We start from the raw sequence: 21,113 nt of genomic DNA, 5'->3' as shown, positions 1-21,113 counted from the left end.
ACGCCATGCGCATCCACAGCAGCAGTTTCGACAATCGCGGCCCGATCCCGGAGGAATTCGCGCTTGGCGCCGCGGACGGCTTCGGCGGCAACCGCAACCCGCAGCTGGCCTGGGACGAGGTGCCGGCCGGCACGCGTTCGTTCGCGCTGCTGTGCATCGACGCCGACGCGCCCACCGATCCGTCGCTGGCGGGCCGCGACGACGTGGAGATCCCGGCCGCGCATCCGCGCGGCGGGTTCGTCCACTGGGTGATGGCGGACATCGCCGCCGACGTGCGCGGGATCGCAGCGGGCAGCTGCAGCGACGGCGTCGACAAGGGCGGCAAGCGCGCGCCGCAGGGGCCTGCAGGCGCACGCCAGGGACTGAACGACTACACCGGCTGGTTCGCCGGCAGCGACGACATGCGCGGCGACTACCTGGGCTACGACGGCCCGTACCCGCCGCCCAACGACCTGCGCGTGCACCGCTACTTCTTCCGCCTGTTCGCGCTCGACGTGGCCGCACTTGAGCTGCCGGACCGCTTCACCGCCGGCGACGTGTTCCGTGCGATGCACGGCCACGTGCTGGCCGAAGCGCTGGTGCAGGGCAACTACACCCTGAACGCGAAAGCCGCCGCGGCGTGACCGCGACGGCGTGTCCGCGGGCTACTTGCCGGCGGGCACCAGCTCCGACTCCACCACCATGTCGAGCACGTAGGCGATCGACGAAGCGTCGGCCGGCACCGGGTCGGGCTTGTTGAACTTCTTCAGCCGCAGCACCTTGCGCTCGCCCTCGCGGAACTCGAAGCCCTCGATGTCGCCGTAGAACGCTTCCCACTCGCCGGGCGGCTGCTTGACGCCGTTGGCGTCGTAGCGGATCTCGCGCACCTGCAGGCACTTGTGGTCCGGCATCATCGGGTGGCTGCAGGCGATACGCTGCGGCGCGACTTCCATGAACACCGTTTCGCCCTCGCCGCCGTAGCGGGTCTGCGCGGTGGCTTCGCCGGTCCACGCCGTGGTGCTGCCGTCGGCGGCGACCAGTTGCAGGCGCGGAGGCGTGCCCTGGTCGACGCGAACCTCCTGCGGCTGGGCCAGCAGCGCGGCGATGGTCGCGTCGGCGTCCATCAGCGGCGCATCGCAGGCCATCTGCGTGGACATCATCTGGCCGATCTCCAGCCTGCCGCCCTCGCCCACGGCGTAGCTGCCGCCCTGGCCGTTGCAGCCGCCGGACACCGAGACGCGACCATCGGCGAAGTCGAGCGTCAGCGCGTGCTCATCGCCGGGGAACAGCGCGTCGATGCGCGCGCCGCCGGCGCCGGTGGCCGTTTCCAGACGCCAGTGGTAGCCGGCGAGCGTCGCGCCGTCGGCCGCGGGCGTTGCGCTCGCATCCGCGGCGGGCGGCGGGGTCGGGCTGGCCGGCCCGGGCGCGGGTGTTTCCGGCGCACAGGCGGCCAGCGCCAGTGCGAGCGGAAGCAGCAGCATCGTCTTGTTCATGTCCGGTGACTCCATGCAGTGGGGAATGCTGCCAACGCGCGGCAGCGGCGGACGGGGTTGCTCAGCCGGCGCTGGCGGCGGGCACCAGCAGCAACAGCGCCGCGCCCAGCGCCACGCGGTAGACCGCGAAGGCGGTGAAGCGATGCGACTGGATATAGCGCAGCAGCCATTTGACCGAGATGAAGGCGGTGATCGCCGAGGCGATGAAGGCGACCGCCAGCGCGCTCCAGTCCTCGTGCGCGGCCTGCCCGCTGCGGACCACGTCGACCAGTTCGTATGCGGTGGCCGCGAACATCGTCGGGATGCCGACCAGGAACGCGAACTCGGTCGCCGCCACGCGGCTGGTGGTGCCGAACAGCAGGGCGACGAAGATCGTCGCCGCCGAGCGCGAGGTGCCCGGGAACACGCCCGCGACCACCTGCGCGATGCCGACCAGGATCGCCACCGTCCAGCTGATCGCGCTGCGCTCGCCCAGCGCCAGCGCGCGCTTGGCGGCGAAGTGTTCGGCCACCACCATCCACAGGCCGCCGAGGATCAGCGCCCAGGCGATCGGTTCGATCCGGTCGGGCAGTTCGAAGCCCAGCTGCTTGACGACCACACCCAGCACGCAGGTCACGCCGAAGGCCACGCCGAGCTTGAGCGCATAGCCGCGCGCCTGCGCCGGGTCCAGCGAAATCCCCGCCGGATCGTGCGCGGCCGGCGCGGCGCGGCCGAGGAAGCCCATCGCCAGGTCCCACAGCCGCTGCCGGTAGATCAGCGCGATGGCGAGGATCGCGCCGGCCTGGATCGCGATGTTGAACAGGTCGCTGCGGTGGCCCAGCCACTGCTCGGCGATCAGCAGGTGCCCGGTGCTGGAGATCGGCAGGAACTCGGTGATGCCTTCGATGATGCCCAGCAACAGGGCGGCGAGCAGGTCGGTCACGGGATGCGGTGGCGGGTGTCGTGGGAGCGGGACAGGATACGGGAGAACGTTGGTGGTCCCGTTGGGACGGGGCGCTTCTGGATTCCGGGTGTCATGCACCTGCCGGCCTCCCGGCGGACCGACATTCGCCCGCTTGCCCGAGGGCGTTCCCCGCCGCGACAGCGCAAGCCAGACGAAGTCGCAGGTCGGGGTTACGCCCCCGACGCGCTTTTCGCATTGCAACAGTGATGCCGCCCAAAGGGCTTCAAACGCGTTTCGCGCCGTGACGGCGCGAGCCACCTTTCTTTGCTTGTGCAAGGAAACCTGGCGCAAGGAAACACACCCCGCCTGCGCGCCCGGCGCTTTGCACCGGGTTCGCGGAGCCGTCGGGAACTGCCGAGAGGGCATCCTGCCTTCGCGGAAAACACCGCACATCCATGTGCAGCGCCCCTGCGGGTTTGCCCCGCCGTCTCCACCGCTTCGGAAGAGCCCCGAAGAGCGAGAGCCGTAAAGACTTGGGTTAACTGCGCCATTTTGGTGCGTTCAATCACGAGAACGCACTGATTCAGTGCGATGGTTTGTCTCGGTGCATTGAAATTGATTTTAATTCAATCAGTTATGCATTCCGGATGCTTGGCATGACGCTTGCGTTCTCCCAACGCATCCACCCAGCGCCGGATCCGCCATGTCCATCGAACACATCGAGAAACTCATCACCGACCACCGGGTCGAATTCGTCGACCTGCGCTTCTCCGACATGCGCGGCGTGCAGCACCACGTCACGTTTCCCAAGTCGATCATCGAGCCGGGCCTGTTCGAGGACGGCAAGATGTTCGACGGTTCGTCGATCGGCGGCTGGCGCGGCATCCACCAGTCCGACATGGTGCTGCTGCCCGATCCGGACACCGCGTTCCTCGATCCGTTCACCGCCGATCCGACGCTGGTGCTGACCTGCGACGTGCTCGACCCGACCACGATGCAGGCCTACACCCGCGACCCGCGCGGCATCGCGCGGCGCGCCGAGGCGTTCCTCAAGTCCAGCGGCATCGCCGAGCAGGCGTTCTTCGGCCCGGAGCCGGAGTTCTTCATCTTCGACTCGGTGCGCTACGCCAACGAGATGGGCCACACCTTCTTCCACATCGATTCCGAGGAAGCGCACTGGAACTCCGGGCGCGAATACGCCGGCGGCAACACCGGCTACCGCCCCGGCATCAAGGGCGGCTACTTCCCGGTCGCGCCGCTCGATTCGCTGCACGACATCCGCGCCGAGATGTGCAAGACGCTCGAAGCCGTCGGCATCGAGGTTGAGGTGCACCACCACGAAGTGGCCAACGCGGGCCAGTGCGAGATCGGCACCAAGTTCAACACGCTGGTGAAGAAGGCCGACGAGCTGCTGACCACCAAGTACGTGATCAAGAACGTCGCCCACCGCAACGGCAAGACCGCGACCTTCATGCCGAAACCCATCGTCGGCGACAACGGCAGCGGCATGCACGTGCACCAGTCGCTGGCCAAGGGCGGCGTCAACCTGTTCTCCGGTGACGGCTACGGCGGCCTGTCGCAGATGGCGCTGTGGTACATCGGCGGCATCTTCAAGCACGCGCGCGCGATCAACGCGTTCGCCAACTCGACCACCAATTCCTACAAGCGCCTGGTGCCGGGCTTCGAGGCGCCGGTGATGCTGGCGTACTCGGCCTCGAACCGCTCCGCGTCGTGCCGCATCCCGTACGTGGCCAACCCGAAGGCGCGTCGCATCGAGGTCCGCTTCCCCGATCCGATGAACTCGGGCTACCTGATCTTCACTGCGCTGATGATGGCGGGGCTGGACGGCATCAGGAACCAGATCGACCCGGGCGGCCCCAGTGACAAGGACCTGTACGACCTGCCGCCGGAAGAGGAAAAGGGCATCCCGACCGTATGCCATTCGCTCGACCAGGCGCTGGAAGCACTGGATGCGGACCGCGAGTTCCTCAAGGCCGGCGGGGTGATGACCGACGACTTCATCGACGCCTACATCGGCCTGAAAATGAAGGAAGTCACCGCCTTCCGCGCGGCGACGCATCCGCTCGAGTATCAGATGTATTACGCGATCTGACTGCAACGATCGCTGTGCCGGCCTCGCCCGGTTTCTGAGGAACGGCCGGGCAGCGGGCGATCGCTCGGCGGAGGCGTTCGATGGCCAGTCTCGACATCCGCGACGCGCGTGCTGCCGATGCCGCGCGCCTCGCGGAGATCTACAACCATTACGTTGCCCGGACGGTCGTCACCTTCGAGGTCGATCCGGTCGATACGGACGAGATGCGGGGCAGGGTCGCGGCGGTACAGGGCGATGGGCTGCCCTGGCTGGTCGTCGGCGACGACGCGGGCGACGTGATCGGCTACGCCTACGCGACGCGCTGGCGCGCCCGGGCGGCCTATCGTCACAGCGTCGAATCTTCCATCTATCTGGCGCCGGACGCGGTCGGCCACGGCATCGGCCGCACCCTGTACCAGTGTTTGCTCGACCGACTGCGTGTGGGTGGCCTGCACACCGTGATTGGAGGCGCCGCCTTGCCCAATCCGGCCAGCGTCGCCCTGCACGAAACGCTGGGGTTCACCCGCGTCGCGCGCCTGCGCGAGGTCGGCCGGAAGTTCGATCGCTGGATCGACGTCGGCTACTGGCAGCTGCAGTTGCAGTGATGTTCCGCGCCGCAACTTGCGCCGGGCGACGATAGCCATTGCAATAGGGCGATGCGCATCCTCATCCTGCTCGCCGTCGCACTGCTGCTAGCCGCCTGTACCCACGCGCCGCCGCGCAATCCGATGGCGACCTGGGTGCCCTCGCCCAACCACGGACCGCGCCAGCCCATCCTGATCGTGATCCACGCCACCGAGCAGGGCGGCGTGCCCGAAAGCCTCGACACCCTGCGCACCGCCAACAGCGGCGGACCGGTCAGCGCGCACTACCTTGTCGGCGCCGACGGCCACATCTACCAGCTGGTATCCGATGAACTGCGCGCGTGGCATGCCGGGCCGGGGCGCTGGGGCACGATCACCGACGTCAATTCCGCATCGATCGGCATCGAACTCGACAACGACGGCGAATCGCCGTTCGCCGCCGCGCAGATCGACAGCCTGCTGCGCCTGCTCGACGACCTGTGCAAGCGCCACGGCATCCCGCGCACGCAGATCGTCGCGCACGCCGACTTCGCCCCCACGCGCAAGCGCGACCCGGGCTTCCGCTTCCCGTGGAAGCAGCTGGCCGATGCCGGCTTCGGCCTCTGGCCGAACGAACCGCTGGCCGAACCGCCGCCCGGCTTCGACCCGTGGCTGGCGCTGCGCCTGCTCGGCTATCCGCTCGAACAGGACCACAGTGAAGGCCACGCCGACACCGTGCGCGCCTTCCACCGCCGCTTCCGCGGCGACGAGAACGACGTGCTCGACGCGCAGGACGCGCGGATCCTGTATGCACTGACACACTGACGCAGGTCGTTGCGGCCCGAAATTTCAAGCATTTTTCCCGTTGACACTCCCGATGCTGCGGAGCAAGGTCGGCAATGCGCTCGTTGCTGGGCAACGCGCACACAGGGGGAAGCATGGGAAGTAAGTGGCAGTTTCAGGCAGATCAGGCCGATGAGGACGAAGGCCTCAAGAACGCCGGTATCGAGACCTTCCGGGATGCGCCGTACTCGGGCATCGCCCGCGAGTGCGGACAGAACAGCCTGGACGCTGCGGCCGTTGTGGATGGCAGTGCTTCCCGGGTGCTCCTCCAGTTCTCCAGCCGTGAAGTGGCAACGTCCAGTGTTCCGGGGCACGACAGTCTGCGACAGGTAATGCAGCAGTGCCTGGCTGCGGCTGACACGCGAAATGACGACAAGGAACGGGAGTTCTTCCGTCGCGCCCAGCATCTTCTCTCGGCACCTTCAATCGAGATTCTTCAAATTGGCGACACCGGTACGATGGGGTTGCGAGGACCCGCAGAGCGCGGATATCCGTTTCACGCGCTGGTGAAATCTTCCGGCGTCAGCAACAAGGCCGACAACAGTTCCGGCGGGTCATTCGGCATCGGAAAGAACGCGGCGTACGCAATTTCTGCTCTGCGAACCGTCTTCTACTCAACGATCTACAACCAGACGCAATTTCTGGCGCAGGGCAAGACGATCTTGGTCTCCCATTCCGACGCACAGGGGAATCCACGTAAGGCGACCGGCTACTGGGGCGCAGAGGGGTTCAAGCCTGTAAACGACCCTTCTGCGGTCCCGAACTGGCTTGCCCTTGATCAACAGGGAACCACCGTCACTGCCGTCGGCTTCGTCGGATCAGAAACCTGGCGTCACCAGGTGGCGGAATCGCTGGTCCGCAACTTCTTTGCGGCGATCCGTCGCGAGACTATCGCCTTCGATGTGGACGGTCAGATCGCGATTGACGCGGCGTCGCTCGGAGCGTTGTTCGAGGACGAAAGAATTCGCGCCGCTGCCGAGTCAGGTGGCCATTTGGAGGATCTGCGTTTCAGTCGCGACCTCTACAGGTGCCTGCAGTCGGAGGACGCTATCGAGTTTGTTGAGCGCTTCGAGCATCTTGGAACAGTGCGATTGCGGCTACTGGTTCAGGATGGCTTGCCGAAACGTATCGCGATTCTGCGCAACGGCATGTACATCACCGATAACCTGCAGCACTTCGGGGACAAACTCGCGCGGTTTGCGCTACAACGCGATTTTGTCGCAGTGCTCGAGCCCGTCGACGCAGCGACTAGTGCGGTCATCCGGGAACTTGAGAATCCACGCCACGATGAGCTGTCGCACGAGCGAATCGAGGATCGCAAGCGCCAGACTCAGGTCCGCGCTGCGTTCCGGAAACTCGTTACCTGGCTGCGTGATGTCATCAAGAATGAAACCACGACCCCACCCGAGGACACGATTGTTCTCGATGAAATGAATCAGTTCTTTGCCAGCCCTTCGACTGCCGAGTCGATGCCGAACTCCGAGAACAGCGACGCTGACCCGGAGCGGCCGAAGCTAACCCCTGTTGATGTTCGAAAGAAGACACGCGGTCCTGCTCAGGGTGGCAGCGACGGCGGCGGGGGCGGCACGAAGCGAAACCGGGATGACGGCGGCCGGAGCAGCGGCGATCGAGAAGGAAGCGGAAAGGGAGGCCGTGGTAAGCGCGGCGCCGGCGCGATTCGGATCTCACGCTTGCGTAACCAAGCCTCCGACGCGAACCGCCGCGTCCGAAAGTTCACGTTCACTCCCGAAGAGGATGCCCGCGTGGTCGTCGAGGTCCTTGCCACCGGAATGTCGGATACGGTTGCGCTGCCGGTTCGTGCGCTTGATGGTCAGCTGGTGAAGGGGCGCGGCCCCGTGCTGAGTGTCAGCAAAGATGTGCGAGTCAGCCACGAAATTGAACTGTTCCTGGAGTATGACGGACCGGTCGAGCTCACGCTGGTGCGCGTAGAGGAGGAGGCCGCATGAAGCTCAATGAGGCCATGCGATTCCCTCATCCGGTCTTGTCACCAGACTCTGGGGATTACACAGAAGGCGCGTTCATCTGTGATGTTGCCGTCGCGGAGAACGCGCATGTCGAGCAGATACAACTGACCTGCACTGTCGAAATTTCCGAACGTGGGGTTGCGGAACTTGTGAGAACGGGAGCTGCAAGCTGCGGCATCTATGTCACCTGTTTGGACACCTATTACCAGCAGCTGCACCTGCTCGACACCGGGCCGACGACTGTGACGACCGAACGAGGCGAGCTTCGCGGGACGGTGCGAATCTGGCCCGTGATTGCCGCACGACAGGATTGCCTGCTTCCGAGGGATGCCATCGACCCGGAGTTCGGAGACGCGGCATTGCGCCTTCGAGCGGGCGACCTGATCGCAGTCGGACACGAGCAGCGCTTTGAGGCGGGGCTGGAGAAGCTGCAGCCACTGGAGTCGGTGTTCGTACTACAGCCGGACCCGGAGATCACCTCGCCGCGCTTCGAACTTGGAACCGAGGGGCAGGCGATCGAAATTCATGTGTCACCCGATCTGTTTTCCCAACTGATCGAATTGAGGAACGGTCGGACTCGGGATCTGCTCATCACGAGCCTGTACTTGCCGTGCATCGTCGAGCTGCTGTCTATCATCGCCACTGATGGGGCCAAACCGGAGTTGCGCTGGTATCAGGCAATCGAGTCCCGCTGCAATCAGCTTGGAATCAGTCTCGACAACCGCGACTTGGCTCGCAAGGCACAGGCGCTTCTCAACGAGCCTCTCGGCTCCATGTACTCGGTTATCGAGGGGATTCACTGATGGCCCGGGTTCTTTATGTGGGGCAGGCAGTGGCGGACCGCCTCTGGAACGACATCGGTGAAAACACCGATCGGTACATGGTTTCCGGGTTCGACGACCTCGTCGAAAAGGGCGACTGGTCGATTCCGCTGCGTGTCGAATACACACCCGCCTTGCTGAGAGAACTTGATCCGGCGCCGGACGACCGAGCCGCCGAGATCGAGAACTCCAGAAAGGTCTGGAAAGCCCTCGGATCGCTGACGCCATCAATGGCGCGCGAGAATCGTGTCTGGGTGCGGCTCTGCCATGTGGATGGCCTGACCTACTGTCGCGAACGCTGGCTGTCGGGGACTTCCGATGACCGATTCGTGGACAAGGTGCGGCGCACCATGTTTGCCACCACACGAACCGATGCACGTGACCACAATGCCCTCGCCCAGCTGTGGTGGAACGGATGGATCGCCCATCGACTCATGCCGGAAGATCCGAACTTGGCCCTCAATCTGATTCTCAGCAAGGCCGATGTACGACTGACCTTGGTAGAGCGGCCGTGGATCTTCTCGCGGGTGGCGTTGGCGCGACGAATTCTTCACCGGATGCAGGTTGACGACTGGCTGGTAGCAAAAGAGCGCCACATCCGGGAGGTGATGAAGGCGATCAACGTCCTTGGAGGCGGCGTGGCCTTCGAGGTGCTGGAGAAGTTGGCGATCGACGAGTTTATCGAGAAGGCAATCGCGCGAGCGAAGGCCGTGCTTGCCGTTGAAGAGCGCAGCAAGTCGACGTCGTCTCACGTCAAGGCCGAAGCTACCGCCTGACAGTCTGGACGAACGTCTCGAGTGTCATAAGGTCCGGGCGAATGGCCGCCGGATAGGCACGATGCAGACGCGCAGGCGCAACAAGGGTCACGCCTTCATCCCGCATTTCCCTGAACTGGTTGGTCGAAACGCCTTCCTGCAAGGTAATCAGGTGCTTGTTCGGAATCAGGTTGGCTTCGTTGAGAATCTGTCGCCAGCGATCCTTGCAGGTGGTCTTGGCCGCCAGCATCCACAGTGGCTTCTCCCCTCGGCGGTAGGCTGATGCCGAAGGGAACAGGAAGTCTGGCTTCTTGTTTCCTTCCGAGACTTCGCCGTGGGAGAAGCTGATTCCCTCCTCGCGGAATAGCGCGTTCAGATGGAGCTCAAGGGAGCGACCGGATCGACTCTTTCGGCGGTTGTTGACCGAACTGCTGTAGTTGATGAACTCGTCGACGCTCGCAAAGCCCTGCTGCAGGCGCGGCAGCACGTGAATTTTCTCGATAGAGAGAAACATCTCGTACTCGCATGCGCGGCGAATCAGGAGCCGATCATCGACCGGCTTGCCGGGTGCGCGACGCAGCTGCGCGCAATACTCGGCAATTTCCTGTCCTGCAGGGAATCGTGTCAACCAATCCGCGGGCATCGTCGCAGCCGTCAGCGTGCAACTGGTTTGCGTGGGCGCCCGGAACAGTGGGAGTTGTCCCGAAACGAGGAGGGGAAGTCCGGGCTCCACCGGGCCGACTCGCTCTTCCAGAACTTCGACCTCTGCCTCTCTGCAGACCCACACCGCGCAGTAGTCGGAGTCAGTGCCGGACTGCTTGCGGAACGCAAGCACGACAGCGGCGCCGGTGGAGTCAGGATGCACGACTGGCGAGACTTGCCCACCCCAACGGGTGATGCGGCACTCGTTCCGGGAGCGCTGGTTGTACCAGGTCACGGTCACATCACGTTCCGGAAGGCCGTGGGAGTCGACGGACGCGGCAAAAACCACCTTGGGGTTGGGGGTCTGGGCGCGGAGCGATGGAAAGAGGTCAAACGCTTGCTGTTTCGGTAGGTAGGGACCGGCCTGATGCGCCCCCGTCGCATTGGTGTCATTCGCGGCCAAGCGCTTGATGTACCAATGCCACTCGTCGCCGGCGTGTGCGTCGAGCCAACTGCGGAAATCCTCGCTCATGCATTCCCCCTGATATCCAGCGCCAGGCGCTGAAGACGCTTGGCGCCAATCTCGCATTCCCACACGACCTGCACGTTCCAGCCGTCGCTGCGAAGCCGTTCCGCCACCTCTCGATCGCGTCGCTTGTTGGATTCGAACTTTGCCAGCCAGAACTCGGAATTGCTTGCCGGTGTCGTTGTGAACCGACAGCCCTCGTGACGATGCCAGTAACAACCATGCACCAACACTACCGCTCGGTACTTCGGCAGAACGATGTCGGGCTTGCCGAACACATCCCGCGGGGACAGTCGAAAGCGGAAGCCGGCAGCATGCAGGAAGCGACGAACCTGCAACTCCGGCTTTGTGTCCCGCCCGCGAATGCCGGACATCATCCGGCTGCGCGTTTCCTTGTCGACTATGTCGGCCACCGCTTCTCGCCTGGAAGATCCCGCAGAAAGAACGGCAAGCCTATGTCGTACACGTCATCTCCGTGACAGCTGAGCATGTGCGCGATCGTGTCTCGAAGTTCTTCACACTCGGATGCGGTGAACGTCGGGCTGTCGTCAGCGATGCAAACGATGTTGGCGGGATCATCGTCCGGATGAAACAGCAGGCCGCGATCGTACATCTGTTCAAACCAGCGGGAAACGCTCTCGCGGCTGTCGTCGGCAAGGCGGGGAATGCGGCTCTCGTCCATGTGGTTCGCTCCTTTCAGTTAAGCGGCAACGCGGTCTGCTCTTTCTGCTCGCGCATCACCAGTTCCATCACGCGCGGGACCATGATGCGCGCTACCTCCTGTATCACCGGAACGACGACGCTGTTACCGAACTGCTTGTAGGCCTGGGTGTCGCTGACCGGAATCTGGAAGGAGTCGGGGAAGCCCATCAGTCGCGCGCATTCGCGCGGGGTCAGTCTACGGGGGCGCTTGCGCGGTCCCTGCGAGACAAGGATCTCCGAGCCGTCCTTGTAGTAGCGCGCCGACAACGTGCGTGAAACACTGTTGCCGTTGACCAGCCCGAATCCGAAGCCGTTTCCCGCCGCCTTGTGCTTGGCGGCATAGCTCTGCAGGTAGGCCCACAGCTTCGGTGTCAGCGTGTACTTGTCGTCGATCTTCCCGCGTGGCCCGCCGGTCCAGCGCGACTCGACCAGTTCGCTGCCGTCCTGAGGATGCAGGATCGCCGCCATGCGCTTGTCGGCTTCAGGCAGACGGAGGTCGTCCCAGTCGAAGCCCGCAGAATCACGGAAGCCGACGATGATGATTCGTTCTCGGTGCTGCGGAACGAAGTGACGCCCATCGATGAGGCGATGGTGGACTTCGTATCCGAGTTCTTCCCGAAGCACGCGCAGGATCGTCGCGAACGTGTTTCCGCGGTCGTGGGACAGCAGGTTCTTGACGTTCTCCAGCAAGAACGCCTTCGGTCGCTTGGCGGCGATGATCCTCGCCACGTCGTAGAACAAGGTGCCCTGCGTGGTGTCCTCGAAACCGTGTGGCCGCCCCAACGCGTTTTTCTTGGACACGCCGGCGATGCTGAAGGGCTGGCAGGGGAAGCCACCGAGCAGCACGTCGTGGTCCGGCACGTCGGCCGCATCCACCTGCGTGATGTCGCCGACCAGGAGATGCCCGTCGTCCTGTGGAAAGTTCGCGAGGTACGTCTTCTGCGCGAACGTGTTCCACTCGCTGGTGAACACGCAGCGCCCGCCCAGCTCCTCGAAACCGAGTCGGATGCCGCCGATGCCGGCGAACAGGTCGATGAAGGTAAAGGCCGAGTCGTCGTTGGCCGGCGCCGTCAGCAACGGCAGCAGTCGCTGACGGATCGAATCGACCCGGTAGGACGGAATGTCCTCGCCGACCTTCCAGCGTCGCAGCGTGCTTTCGTTCACCTCAAGCAGGGCGGCCAGCTGCTTCTGCGAATAGCGGGTTCGGGCCTGCCGAAGCAATTCCATCGGACACATTTCGGCGTTCAAGCGGAGTTCCTTTCTCTAGGGCGATTACCGCGCATCATGCGCGAAGTTCGTCCCAGATGGCAATGTCGTGTACGCGATGCTGCACTCCTGCCGTCGCACGGGGCGGGATCGCAACGCGATGGGCCTCCACGCTCCGCAACCGAAGCTGAAACAGGCCACGCAACCAAGGTCAAGCGCTGCACTAATATGGTGCAATGCCTTCCGCACCCGTGCTGCCGCCCGACCTGGACGCCCTCGCCACGCCGCTGGCGTGGACGGATGCGGACGGCGCGATCGCCGGCTGCAATCCCGCCTTCGCGCGCTGGCTCGGGGTGGGGGCACGGCGCCTGCAGGGGTTGCCGCTGGCGGCGCTGGAGTTCGAGGGCGATGCGCTGGCGCGCTGGCTGGCGGACGGCGCCGCGCAGGAGCAGATCCGCCTGCGGCGGCTGCCGCTGGCGTTCCTCGGCGCTTCGCCACGTTTCGCAGACGTGTGGACCGGGGCGCTTGAAGCCGGCGGCTGGCTGCTGGAGGCCCATCCGGTCGACGAGTTCCCCGGCGAGGATCCGGTGGCCGCGCTGCCGTCGGCGCTGTCGGCGGCGCTCAAGGGGCTGGCGCACGAGTTGCGCAACCCGCTGGCCGGGCTGAAGGGCGCGGCGCAGCTGCTGTCGCGGCGGGTCGAGGATGCGTCGTCGCGCGAGCTGACCGGCCTGATCGAATCCGAAGTCGAGCGCCTGGCGCAGCTGCTCGACCGGCTGCTGTCGCCGATGCCACCGCAGCCGCACGCAGCGCTGAACATCCACGCGGTGCTTGAAAGGGTGCTGCGCCTGGCCGAATCCGATGCCGGCTGGGCGGTGAAGCTTGCGCGCGACTACGACCCGAGCCTGCCCGACCTGGCCGGCGACGCGGATCGCCTGGTGCAGGCCACCTGGAACCTCGTACGCAACGCGATCGAGGCCGGCGCCGCCAACGTCACCCTGCGCACCCGGGTCGAGCACGCGGTGCGCATCGCCGATGAGGTGCATCCGCTTGCGCTGCGGCTGGAGATCGTCGACGACGGCCGCGGCGTGCCCGAGGCGCTGGCCGAACAGGTGTTCCTGCCGCTGGTGTCCGGACGCGCGGAAGGCAGCGGCCTGGGCCTGGCGCTGGCGCAGCAGGTGGCGCGCGAGCATCGGGGCTCGCTGGCCTTTCGCTCGCGGCCGGGGCACACGGTGTTCACGCTGCTGCTGCCGATGGTGGGTGAGGCAGGTGGGGATGGAGGTAGCAGTGCTGGTGCCTAGTCGCGCGTGCTGTTCTTGCAGGAGCTAAGGTCATGACCGCCACCATCTGGATCGTCGACGACGACCGCAGCGTGCGCTTCGTGCTGGCCACCGCGTTGCGCGAGGCCGGTTTCGACGTGGTCGGCTTCGATTCGGCCGGCGCGGTGCTCGACGCGCTGGGCATGCGTCCGCCGCCGCAACTGCTGTTCACCGACGTGCGCATGCCCGGCGACGACGGCCTGGTGCTGCTCGACCGGCTCAAGCACGCGCACCCGCGGCTGCCGGTGGTGGTGATGTCGGCGTACACCGACGTGGCCAGCACCGCCGGGGCGTTCCGCGGTGGCGCGCACGAATTCCTGTCCAAGCCCTTCGACCTTGACGACGCGGTGGCGCTGGCCGAACGCGTGCTGGCGCAGCGCGGCGAGGGCGCTGGTGATGGCGATGTCGCGCCTGCACCACCCGCAGCGGCACCCATCGATGCGCTGGTTGGCGATACCCCGGCCATGCGCCAGCTGTTCCGCGCGATCGGCCGGCTCGCGCAGGCGCCGCTGTCGGTGCTGGTCACCGGCGAGACCGGGACCGGCAAGGAGCTGGTGGCGCGCGCGCTGCACCGCGAATCGCCGCGCGCGCGCGCGCCGTTCGTCGCCCTCAACACCGCCGCGATCCCGGCCGAATTGCTGGAAAGCGAACTGTTCGGCCACGAGGCCGGCGCGTTCACCGGCGCGAGCAAGCGCCACGTCGGCCGCTTCGAACAGGCCGACGGCGGCACCCTGTTCCTCGACGAGATCGGCGACATGCCGCTGTCGCTGCAGACGCGGCTGCTGCGGGTGCTGGCCGAAGGCGAGTTCTTCCGCGTCGGCGGGCGTGAGCTGATCCGGGTCGACGTGCGCGTGGTCGCCGCGACCCACCAGGACCTCGAGGCGCTGGTGGCCGAAGGCCGCTTCCGCGCCGACCTGCTGCATCGCCTCGACGTGGTGCGGCTGCACCTGCCGCCGCTGCGCGAGCGCCGCGACGACGTGCCGAAGCTGGCCGAACGCTTCCTGCAGGCAGCGGCGGAAAAATTCGACGCGCCGCGCAAGCGTTTCGGCAAGGCCGCGCTCGAACGCCTGCTCGGGCACGACTGGCCGGGCAACGTGCGCGAACTGGAGAACCTGTGCTGGCGGCTGGCCGCGCTCGCGCCGGGCGACACCATCACGCCGGCCGACCTCGACGGCATGCTGGCCGCCTCGCGGCGTGCGCCCGCGCGCGAGTGGGACGACGCGCTCGCGGCCTGGGCGCGCGAGCGCCTGGCCAGCGGCGACAGCGGCATCCATGCCGAAGCGCTGGAACGTTTCGACCGCGCGCTGCTCGAAGCCGCGCTCGCGCACACCGGAGGCCGCCGTGCCGAGGCCGCGCAGCGCCTGGGGCTTGGCCGCAATACACTCGCCCGAAAGCTCGGGACCGGGCGCAAGCGCCGTTGATGCGGCGCGCGGACGGGCCATTGCCCGTTCGGCTTTCGTAGGCGTGCGTTCGAACATCCTGTTCTCAGCCCGCCCGCGTTCGACCCGCGTGCTTTCATCCACCGTGAACCCCGCGCGCGCTAGCGTGCGCGGACTTTCAGCAAGGAGATCACCATGCCCAACCGCCATCGCCACCACCTGCTCGCCGTCGCCGCCGCCTGCGCGCTGGCGGCCTGTTCGACCACGGGCGAGAAGGCGCCGCCGCCGATGTCGTCGCCGACCCCGGCCACGCCGGTCACCAGCGCGGCGGAATCGGCCACCGTCAACCTTGCCTCGGCATCGGGCAGCCTGGTCAGCGGCAAGCTGTCGATCGTGCCGATGGGCGACGGCGTGCACATCACCGGCGAGATCGGCGGCCTCGGCGGCGGCAAGTCCCACGCCATCCACGTGCACGAGAAGGGCGACTGCAGCGCCGCCGATGCCAGCAGCGCCGGTGGCCACTTCAATCCGACCGGCAGCGCCCACGGCCGCGCCGGCACGGCGACGCATCACGCCGGCGACATGGACAACATCCTTGCCAACGCCCAGGGCGTGGCGGCCATCGACATCCACCTGGCCGGCGTCACCCTTGGCGGCGGCGCGGCCAACGACATTGCCGGCCGCGCGGTGATCGTGCACGCCGCACCCGACGACTACCAGTCGCAGCCGGCCGGCAACGCCGGCGCGCGCGTGGCCTGCGGGGTGATCAAGGCCCAGTAATCGCCTGCTGGACTCTCCGCCACATGACCACGCGCTCGATCCGGGAAGCCACTGCCGCCGACTGTGACTGGCTCGCCGACTGCGCCATCGCGATGGCGTGGGAAACCGAGCGCAAGCACCTCGATCCCGGCACCGTGCGCGCCGGCATCGACGCGGGCATCGCCGATCCGGCGAAGGCGCGCTACTTCGTCGCCGTCGACGACGGTGGCGAGCCCGCCGGCACCCTGATGCTCACCCGCGAATGGAGCGACTGGCGCAACGGCCACTGGTGGTGGATCCAGAGCGTGTACGTGGTCCCGGCGCAGCGGCGGCAGGGCGTGTTCGCGGCGCTGTATCGGCACGTGGAGGCGCTGGCGCGCGCGACGCCCGGCGTGGTCGGCCTGCGCCTGTACGTCGAGCGCGGCAACGATGCGGCGCGCGGCACCTACGCGGCGCTTGGCATGGCCGACGCCGGTTACGACATCCTCGAAGCCGGGATGCCGTAGGTCGGGACTACGCCCGCGGCGCCCCTCGATGATCGGGATCCACCGCGTCGGGGACGTCGCCCCGACCTACAGCTCGGCCGCCGGATCGCCCTGGCAATGCGCGAACGTCACCGCCACGCCGTGCGCGCGCAGCACCGCGGCGAACTGGCGCTGCCGCGCCTCGTAATGGGCGAAACCGCGCTGCAGGCGTTCGTCATCCATGTCCTTGCCGTCGCCGTTTGCCGCCGCGTTGCGCGCGCGCCACGCGGCCGGGGTCAGCAGGGCGATGCGCGCCTCCTGCCCTGCGTAGCGCAGCAGCGGTTCGGGCGGGGCGTCCAGCCAGGCTTCGCGCTCGGGCGAGAGCAGCGCGGTTTCGAGCACCGGCCACAGCGGTGCCAGGCCTGCGTGCTCGTACTGCATCGCCATCAGCGCGCACAGGTCGTGCATGGTCAGGTAGCGGGCGTGCTCGACCTGCAGGCCGAACGCTTCCTGCGCCAGCAGCGCGGTGTCGGCGCCGGCCATGCCGCGTTCCATCAGGTCGCGTTCGCAGGCCTCGCCGACCTCGCTTGCGACATCGCCCGCGCCGGCCAGCGACCAGGGCACCAGCCGCAGCGGGCCGCCGGCGTAGTCCGGTGATGGCGACAGCGCGCCGGGCAGGCGCCCGTCGTGGCTGCCGAAGGCGATGATGCGGCCGCCGCCACTGCCGCCGCCGGGCGCGCGCGCGCCGAGCTGGTCGAGCTCGCGATGCACCGGCCAGCCCGGACGCAGCAGTTCGACCGGGTCGTAGTGCGCGCCGGTAGTGGTCAGGTCCAGCGTTGCAGCCTGCGGCGCGAAGCGGGCCAGGTCGCGCGCCATCGCGGCGCCCAGTTCGCCGGCCTCGCGCTGCGGCAGCGCATCGCGCGCGGCGCTGCTGCCGGGGGTCAGTTCCAGTGCCAGTGCACCGAGGACGTGCAGAATCGGTTCGCTCATCGCCTGCTCATGATTGGCCGTACACCGTCACGGCGCTAGACTCCAATCCATTATGGCCCGCCACGCTGGCAGGCCCGCAACGAGGCAAACCCGATGCTCCATGGCCGTCCCGTCGCCGTCCTCGGCGGCGTCCGCATCCCCTTCTGCCGCCAGAACACGGCCTACGCCGACGTCGGCAACCTCGGCATGTCGGTGCGCACGCTGGGCGCGCTGGTCGAGAAGTTTGGGCTGCACGGGCAGCAGCTGGGCGAGGTGGCGCTCGGGTCGGTGATCAAGCATCCCAGCGACTGGAACCTCGGCCGCGAGGCGACGCTGTCGTCGGGCCTGTCGCCGCTGACCCCGGGCATCACCCTGCAGCGCGCCTGCGGCACCTCGCTCGACGCGCTGATCACCATCGGCAACAAGATCGCCACCGGCCAGATCGAGGCCGGGATCGGCGGTGGCTCGGACACCACCTCCGACGTGCCGATCGTCTACGGCCAGAAGCTGCGCCGGCGCCTGCTCGAAGCGGCGCGCGGCAAGACCACGCGCGACAGGATTGCCGCGTTCAAGGGCTTCCACTTCCGCGAACTCAAGCCCGAGTTCCCCGGCGTGGCCGAGCCGCGCACCGGCAAGAGCATGGGCGACCACTGCGAGGACATGGCCAAGGAATGGAACATCTCGCGCGATTCGCAGGACGAACTGGCCGTCGCCTCGCACCACAAGCTCGCCGCAGCCTATGACCGCGGCTTCTTCGACGACCTGGTGGTCAGTTTCCGCGGCGTCTCGCGCGACAACATCCTGCGCGCCGACACCTCGCTGGAGAAACTGGCGACGCTCAAGCCCGCATTCGACAAGGTCTCCGGCCGCGGCACGCTCACCGCCGGCAATTCCACGCCGCTCACCGACGGCGCGGCCGCCTGCCTGCTGTCGAGCGACGAATGGGCCGCGGCGCACGGCCACGAGGTGCTGTGCCACATCCGCGACGCGCAGGTGGCGGCGGTCGACTTCGTGCACGGCGAAGGCCTGCTGATGGCGCCGACCATCGCGGTGCCGGAGATGCTGGCGCGCAACGGCCTCACCCTGCAGGACTTCGACCTGTACGAGATCCACGAGGCCTTCGCCGCGCAGGTGCTGTGCACGCTGCGGGCGTGGGAGAGCGAGGACTACTGCAAGACCCGGCTCGGCCTCGATGCGCCGCTGGGCAAGATCGACCTGGCGAAGCTCAACATCAACGGCTCGTCGCTGGCCACCGGCCACCCGTTCGCGGCGACCGGCGCGCGCATCGTCGCGACCGCGGCCAAGGAGTTGCAGCAGCGCGGCGGCGGCCGCTGCCTGGTGTCGATCTGCACCGCCGGCGGCATGGGCGTGGTGGCGATCCTGGAGCGCTGAGCGCGAAGGACACCTCTGAACAGTTGCCGTCATTCCCGCCCTCGCAGGGATGACGGGCAGAAGCCGGGCCACCAGGCCTTCCCTAGACGATCCGCACCGGCGCCACGCGCTGCTGTTCGATCGCCACGTCGTCGACGGCCTGCTGCTGCCGCGCCGGCATCGGTTGCATGGCGTCGCGCAGCGCATCGAGCTGGCGAAACGACTCGGCAGCCGGCGTTTCCACCGCGACTTGCGTCTTCATGTGCGCGCGCAGATGCGCAGGATCATCAAGCCGGCCCTGCACGACGAACACGTTCTCGCCCTGGCGGACGTTCTCGTTGTGTTCGCTCAACACGACGTGGTCGACGCGGTCGAGTCCGCGACGACGGGCGAGGCAGGCCAGGCTGGCGGCCATGCATTCGCTGCTCTGGTCCGGCGTGCGGCCGAGGGCGGCATCGAGTCGACGCACGGCTTCGCGGCTGCTCAGGTACAAGGGGTCGTCGGGGTGGTCTGGATCGTGCATGGCGAGCTGGTTCGTGGTTGCGGGAACATCGGCCCCGGCGAGCGTGAAAGGGCTGCGTGCGATCTCGCGGTGCGGGTCGAGCGGATGGAATTGCGCCGCCTTCTGCTGCCGCTCCAGGCGCACGGCTCGGGCGCCGTCGAGCTCGGCGATGCGCGCCGGATCGGTGACGCGACGTATTATCGGTCCGCCCATCCCGCCGCCGGCGATGCTCGACCATTCGCATGCGTTGCGGTCGTACAGGTAGTAGAAGCCGGCCGCACCGATCACGTCCGGATCGGTGTCCGGCCGATCCTGCGAGGCCATCGCGCTGGCGCCGGCCAACGCGCCGGTGTAGCGCATGGCCGGCAGGTGTTCGTCGTTGTAGCGCACGATGTCGCCGACGGTGATGCCGGCGCGGCCGATCCCCAGGCCGAGGCCAAGCGCGTTGTTGTCGAGCATCGCGTGCCAGACGCCTTCGGCGGCTTGTTCGCCACCCTGCCGGCGCGCGGCCTCGAGCAGCTGGCGCGGGGTCCAGGCGTTGGGATCGATGTCGTGATCCTGGAAGGATTTGTCATGCGCGGACTGGATTTCCTTGACCGGCAGGTTGAGTGCAAGATCCGGTCGATGTCTGTTCATCCAGTACTGCCGTCGTTCGAGGTCGCGCACGAGCAAGTCCTGACCGAATTGCTCCCATTCACGCTCAGTGAGCACGCGATCGTCATGGCTGCGAGCATAGTTCTGTGCGAAGTTGTTGGCCACGGCACCCGGCATGCTGTCGTTGCGCACCACGCCCAGCGCGAGCAGGCCGTAGCCGTCGCTGCCTTCGTGCTGGGCCAGGTAGTTCCAGTACAGTTCGCGGTTTCCCTTCTGCGCGTAAAAGCTCAGGACATCCATGTCTCGTTGATCGAGTCTTGCCACGATGCACTTCCTTGCAGAATGAAGCAGGTCAATCCTTGCGATATTGCGTCAGCAACGCGCGGGCACGATCCTCGATCCGCTTCCAGTCCCGGAGGAACACCCGCGGATAGAAGGCCGAGAACGAGATCTTCTCGTCCGGCATCAGGAAGTAGTGGATGCAGCCGGCCGAGCGATGGCCTTCGCGGATCAGGCGCTCGCCGTGGATGATGAATCCGTCGGGTTGCAGGTGGGAGTCGCACTTGATTACGGTGGAAACCGCACCCCCAGTATCGCGGGCAACGTACCAGTCCCAGGTATCCTCCAGCTTGGCGGTGGACGGAAAGCCGAAAACCTGTTCCTGCTGTTTCTCGTAGGCAACAAGCCGATCATGGTTGACATGGTAGGGAATGAGGCCGAACACGGGTGCTTGTGCATCACGCAAGTCGAGCCGTTCGCGTGGATTTTGGTAAGCGAGTGAATCTTTCGCAGAATGTGATTGGATCGACTTCTCCAGCAGCCCTTCCATCGGTACCCGATCCACGTAATCGGGCGAGATCGTGACCTGCTTCGCGAACGTCTCCATGTCCTGCTTCGAGCGCTCGCCCGGCGGCAGCGGTTGCAGGTCCGGCCACTGCACCAGCAGGCTGAAGTTGCCCTGGAAGTCCGGGCCGATCTGGTCGCGGAAGTAATTGGCCGGAATCAGGTAGCGGTGCGGCCCGAGGCGGGCTTCGACCGGGCGGTCGTTGTAGCCGTACTTCTGGTAAGCCGCGGTGGCGGGGTCCAATCCCATGTCTTTCTCCTGCGCGTCCGTGCGGGTGGTACAGGCGGCCAGCAGGCAGCCGAGCAGCAGGCACAGACAGCGCGCGAATCCCTGCGTCATCCCGATCTCCTTGTCGAAGGAAAAGCATACCTTCACTCCATTGGGAAGGATTGCGACGCGTGTCACGCGGAGATTCCGGCGGTCGC

The 21,113-nt window shown here is 66.6% G+C and carries 21 protein-coding genes; 12 read left to right on the top strand and 9 right to left on the bottom strand.

The annotated features are described in order from the left end of the window. The first annotated feature begins 5 nt into the window (after positions 1 to 5). The gene (locus H570_RS0113675) at positions 6 to 623 is read left to right on the top strand and encodes a YbhB/YbcL family Raf kinase inhibitor-like protein (RefSeq protein WP_027081234.1); all 618 of its coding nucleotides are present in this window, start codon (positions 6 to 8) and stop codon (positions 621 to 623) included. Between the two features lie 21 nt (positions 624 to 644). Here the strand turns inward: H570_RS0113675 and H570_RS0113670 are convergent, their stop codons facing one another. Continuing rightward, a complete protein-coding gene (locus H570_RS0113670; protein ID WP_027081233.1) occupies positions 645 to 1,472 on the bottom strand; it encodes an META and DUF4377 domain-containing protein in 828 nt (275 codons plus the stop codon). Between the two features lie 61 nt (positions 1,473 to 1,533). Further along, positions 1,534 to 2,394, bottom strand: coding sequence for an undecaprenyl-diphosphate phosphatase (locus tag H570_RS0113665; protein ID WP_027081232.1), 861 nt, complete (start codon positions 2,392 to 2,394; stop codon positions 1,534 to 1,536). Positions 2,395 to 3,058: 664 nt separating this feature from the next. Between H570_RS0113665 and glnA the strand changes: the two genes are divergently transcribed. The 6 genes from glnA to H570_RS17645 all read left to right on the top strand — a co-directional run bounded on the left by glnA (position 3,059) and on the right by H570_RS17645 (position 9,435). Then, positions 3,059 to 4,468, top strand: coding sequence for a type I glutamate--ammonia ligase (gene glnA, locus H570_RS0113660; RefSeq protein WP_027081231.1), 1,410 nt, complete (start codon positions 3,059 to 3,061; stop codon positions 4,466 to 4,468). A gap of 80 nt (positions 4,469 to 4,548) precedes the next feature. Beyond that, positions 4,549 to 5,052 carry an arsinothricin resistance N-acetyltransferase ArsN1 family B gene (locus H570_RS0113655; RefSeq protein ID WP_027081230.1) on the top strand — a complete coding sequence of 168 codons (504 nt, stop codon included), beginning with the start codon at positions 4,549 to 4,551 and terminating at the stop codon, positions 5,050 to 5,052. Positions 5,053 to 5,103: 51 nt separating this feature from the next. Continuing rightward, the gene (locus tag H570_RS0113650; RefSeq protein WP_027081229.1) at positions 5,104 to 5,835 is read left to right on the top strand and encodes an N-acetylmuramoyl-L-alanine amidase; all 732 of its coding nucleotides are present in this window, start codon (positions 5,104 to 5,106) and stop codon (positions 5,833 to 5,835) included. Positions 5,836 to 5,948: 113 nt separating this feature from the next. Beyond that, positions 5,949 to 7,820, top strand: a complete 1,872-nt coding sequence (locus H570_RS0113645; RefSeq protein WP_156899979.1) for a hypothetical protein — start codon at positions 5,949 to 5,951, stop codon at positions 7,818 to 7,820. Then, complete coding sequence (locus H570_RS0113640; RefSeq protein ID WP_156899978.1) at positions 7,817 to 8,641, top strand: hypothetical protein; 825 nt, start codon at positions 7,817 to 7,819, stop codon at positions 8,639 to 8,641. The genes H570_RS0113645 and H570_RS0113640 overlap by 4 nt, the downstream gene beginning before the upstream one ends. Further along, positions 8,641 to 9,435: a DUF6339 family protein gene (locus tag H570_RS17645; RefSeq protein ID WP_051176400.1), complete on the top strand. Its 795-nt coding sequence runs from the start codon at positions 8,641 to 8,643 to the stop codon at positions 9,433 to 9,435. The genes H570_RS0113640 and H570_RS17645 overlap by 1 nt, the downstream gene beginning before the upstream one ends. On the opposite strand, the gene H570_RS0113630 is transcribed toward H570_RS17645, so the two are convergent. The 4 genes from H570_RS0113630 to dcm are packed head-to-tail and all read right to left on the bottom strand — an operon-like array spanning position 9,425 to position 12,532. After that, positions 9,425 to 10,588: a type II restriction endonuclease gene (locus tag H570_RS0113630; protein ID WP_027081226.1), complete on the bottom strand. Its 1,164-nt coding sequence runs from the start codon at positions 10,586 to 10,588 to the stop codon at positions 9,425 to 9,427. The two genes, H570_RS17645 and H570_RS0113630, sit on opposite strands and share 11 nt — an antisense overlap. Further along, complete coding sequence (locus H570_RS0113625) at positions 10,585 to 10,995, bottom strand: very short patch repair endonuclease (protein ID WP_027081225.1); 411 nt, start codon at positions 10,993 to 10,995, stop codon at positions 10,585 to 10,587. Before H570_RS0113625 ends, H570_RS0113630 begins: the two co-directional genes overlap by 4 nt. Beyond that, a complete protein-coding gene (locus H570_RS0113620; protein WP_027081224.1) occupies positions 10,983 to 11,264 on the bottom strand; it encodes a hypothetical protein in 282 nt (93 codons plus the stop codon). Before H570_RS0113620 ends, H570_RS0113625 begins: the two co-directional genes overlap by 13 nt. A 14-nt stretch (positions 11,265 to 11,278) precedes the next feature. Then, the gene (gene dcm / locus H570_RS0113615; RefSeq protein ID WP_281167573.1) at positions 11,279 to 12,532 is read right to left on the bottom strand and encodes a DNA (cytosine-5-)-methyltransferase; all 1,254 of its coding nucleotides are present in this window, start codon (positions 12,530 to 12,532) and stop codon (positions 11,279 to 11,281) included. Positions 12,533 to 12,726: 194 nt separating this feature from the next. On the opposite strand from dcm, the gene H570_RS0113610 reads away from it, so the two are divergent. The 4 genes from H570_RS0113610 (at position 12,727) to H570_RS0113595 (ending at position 16,450) form a co-directional block, all read left to right on the top strand. Further along, complete coding sequence (locus H570_RS0113610; RefSeq protein ID WP_027081222.1) at positions 12,727 to 13,788, top strand: two-component system sensor histidine kinase NtrB; 1,062 nt, start codon at positions 12,727 to 12,729, stop codon at positions 13,786 to 13,788. A 32-nt stretch (positions 13,789 to 13,820) separates the two neighbouring features. After that, positions 13,821 to 15,227, top strand: coding sequence for a nitrogen regulation protein NR(I) (gene ntrC / locus H570_RS0113605; RefSeq protein WP_027081221.1), 1,407 nt, complete (start codon positions 13,821 to 13,823; stop codon positions 15,225 to 15,227). A 153-nt stretch (positions 15,228 to 15,380) separates the two neighbouring features. Next, positions 15,381 to 15,965, top strand: a complete 585-nt coding sequence (locus H570_RS0113600; RefSeq protein WP_051176399.1) for a superoxide dismutase family protein — start codon at positions 15,381 to 15,383, stop codon at positions 15,963 to 15,965. Positions 15,966 to 15,988: 23 nt separating this feature from the next. Next, complete coding sequence (locus H570_RS0113595; protein WP_027081219.1) at positions 15,989 to 16,450, top strand: GNAT family N-acetyltransferase; 462 nt, start codon at positions 15,989 to 15,991, stop codon at positions 16,448 to 16,450. A 66-nt stretch (positions 16,451 to 16,516) separates the two neighbouring features. On the opposite strand, the gene H570_RS0113590 is transcribed toward H570_RS0113595, so the two are convergent. Continuing rightward, positions 16,517 to 17,398: a hypothetical protein gene (locus tag H570_RS0113590; protein ID WP_027081218.1), complete on the bottom strand. Its 882-nt coding sequence runs from the start codon at positions 17,396 to 17,398 to the stop codon at positions 16,517 to 16,519. Between the two features lie 93 nt (positions 17,399 to 17,491). Here H570_RS0113590 and H570_RS0113585 point away from each other — a divergent pair, with 93 nt between their 5' ends. Next, entirely contained in the window at positions 17,492 to 18,769 is a 1,278-nt protein-coding gene (locus H570_RS0113585; protein ID WP_027081217.1) for an acetyl-CoA C-acetyltransferase, read from the top strand. A gap of 82 nt (positions 18,770 to 18,851) precedes the next feature. Here the strand turns inward: H570_RS0113585 and H570_RS0113580 are convergent, their stop codons facing one another. Further along, entirely contained in the window at positions 18,852 to 20,168 is a 1,317-nt protein-coding gene (locus H570_RS0113580; RefSeq protein WP_027081216.1) for an XVIPCD domain-containing protein, read from the bottom strand. A gap of 28 nt (positions 20,169 to 20,196) precedes the next feature. Beyond that, positions 20,197 to 21,093 (bottom strand): hypothetical protein, encoded by an 897-nt coding sequence (locus tag H570_RS0113575; RefSeq protein ID WP_156899977.1) that lies wholly within the window; start codon positions 21,091 to 21,093, stop codon positions 20,197 to 20,199. Between the last annotated feature and the right edge of the window lie 20 nt (positions 21,094 to 21,113).

The organism is Luteimonas mephitis DSM 12574 (assembly GCF_000422305.1).
GTDB classification, from domain to species: Bacteria; Pseudomonadota; Gammaproteobacteria; order Xanthomonadales; family Xanthomonadaceae; genus Luteimonas; species Luteimonas mephitis.
Note: the sequence above shows the minus strand (reverse complement) of the source record. Positions and strands in the feature narration are given on the sequence as shown.